We start from the raw sequence: 1,895 nt of genomic DNA, 5'->3' as shown, positions 1-1,895 counted from the left end.
GCGGTCAACAAGATCGACAAAGAGGGGGCGAACCCCGAGACCGTCCGCCAGATGCTGACGGAGCACGAGATCGTGCCCGAGGCGTGGGGTGGCACGAACATATTCGTGAACGTGTCGGCGAAGAAGCGCGTCGGCATCGAGGACCTCCTTGAGATGGTTCTCCTCCAAGCCGATGTGCTTGAACTCAAAGCAAACCCGACCGCGCATGCAAGCGGCGTGGTCATCGAGGCGAAGCTCGACCGGGGCCGCGGTCCTGTCGCTACGGTACTCGTCCAGCGCGGCACCCTTCGCGTAGGTGACGCACTTGTCGCTGGTACAAGCCACGGTCGCGTGCGTGCGCTCATCAACCCGCTGGGCGACATCGTCAACACGGCCGGTCCCGCCGATCCTGTCGAGATCCTCGGCATCTCGAGCGTGCCTTCTGCTGGTGACGAGTTCCGCGTATTCGCCGACGAGCGTGATGCTCGCAACCTAGCCGAGGAGCGGGCACTCAAGCAGCGACTTCTCGGCCAGGAGAAGAAGGTGCACGTTTCACTCGACGATCTGTTCGCGCGCATCCAAGAGGGTGAACTCAAAGATCTCAACCTCGTGGTCAAGGCCGACGTCCAAGGCTCGATCGAGGCACTGCAAGACGCGCTCGACAAGATGGACCAGTCCGAGGTCCGCATCAACGTCATCCATTCGGCCGTCGGCGCCATCACCGAGACCGACGTCACCTTCGCCGACGCGTCTGACGCGATCATCATCGGCTTCAACGTTCGCCCGAACCCCGCTGCGAAGACGCTTGCGGAGAAGTCGAACGTCGACCTACGCCTGTACCGCGTCATCTACCAGGCGATCGAGGACATCAACGCCGCGCGGGTCGGGTTGCTCTCACCTGAATTCCACGAGGAGGACACCGCCCGAGTTGAGATCCGCGAACTGTTCAGGGTACCGAAGCTCGGAGTCATCGGCGGATGCTATGTCCTCGATGGCGAGATCACCCGCGACGATCAGGTGCGTGTGGTGCGCAACGGCGCGATCATCTTCGATGGCAAGCTCCATTCGCTCCGACGCTTCAAAGACGACGTCAAGAGCGTCAAGTCGGGCTACGAATGCGGCGTCGGCCTAGAGGGATTCCAGGACATCAAGGAGGGCGACATCATCGAAGGGTACCGAACGATCGAGGTCGCCCGAGAGGCCTAGGCCCAAGAGCGGAGGCCACTCATGAAGATCACCCCCCGGACCCGCAAACTCAACGAGTCGGCGCGGGAGGCGATAGCGTCCATCATCCTGGACGAGATCGCCGACCCCCGCGTCGAACTCGTGACTGTCACGAGCGTCGAGGTCAGCCCTGACCTCATGGCTGCGAGCGTCTATGTCATCGCACACGGAGACGAGGTCCGCTACGCGGAGGCCCTCGAAGGGCTCGAATCCGCGAAAGGGCGCATACGCTCTCTCCTCGGCAGGAGGGTCAAGATGCGCTTCACGCCTGAGCTCAGGTTCTTCATCGACCCGAGCGTTGACGCAGGCATGCGGATGAACGAAGCACTCAGAGCCGTCCCGCCGACACTCGCCTACGAGCGGGAACGTACGCCCGAGCCACCTGCACGATCCGACAATGACCGACACGAGGCCGAAGGGGAGTAGTGGTGCTCCGGTGACGACGCCATACCACCGGGCAGCAGTCGCTCTTCGGCACGCGCGCTCCGTCATCGTATGCGGCCACGTGCGCCCTGACGGCGATGCGATCGGCTCGACGCTCGGCCTCACGATGGCGCTTCGAGAGATGGGTATCCCCGCGCTGCCGACGCTTGCAAACGCCGAGCCTGCTTCGATGACCTATGCGTTCCTTCCCGGCTTTTCACTCTACGTGCCCGCCGCCGACCTCGAATCCGCCGACGTGTTCGTCGCGC

3 protein-coding genes are annotated in these 1,895 nt (G+C 63.2%); all 3 read left to right on the top strand.

The window, feature by feature from the left end; genetic code table 11:
* Positions 1-1,185 (top strand): translation initiation factor IF-2 (gene infB / locus Q8K99_00450; GenBank protein MDP2181025.1); only part of this gene is annotated, 1,185 nt, incomplete at its 5' end.
* 21 nt (positions 1,186-1,206) lie between these two features.
* Positions 1,207-1,629, top strand: a complete 423-nt coding sequence (gene rbfA, locus Q8K99_00445; protein ID MDP2181024.1) for a 30S ribosome-binding factor RbfA — start codon at positions 1,207-1,209, stop codon at positions 1,627-1,629.
* 10 nt (positions 1,630-1,639) lie between these two features.
* Positions 1,640-1,895: DHH family phosphoesterase (locus Q8K99_00440; protein MDP2181023.1), on the top strand; the 256-nt coding region annotated here is incomplete at its 3' end.

It is taken from the genome of Actinomycetota bacterium, assembly GCA_030682655.1.
Lineage (GTDB): Bacteria > Actinomycetota > Coriobacteriia > Anaerosomatales > JAUXNU01 > JAUXNU01.
Note: the sequence above shows the minus strand (reverse complement) of the source record. Positions and strands in the feature narration are given on the sequence as shown.

Coding starts and splice junctions, on each gene's coding strand:
- rbfA (MDP2181024.1), top strand. CDS start 1,207: ATGAAGATCACCCCCCGGACCCGCAAACTCAACGAGTCGGCGCGGGAG.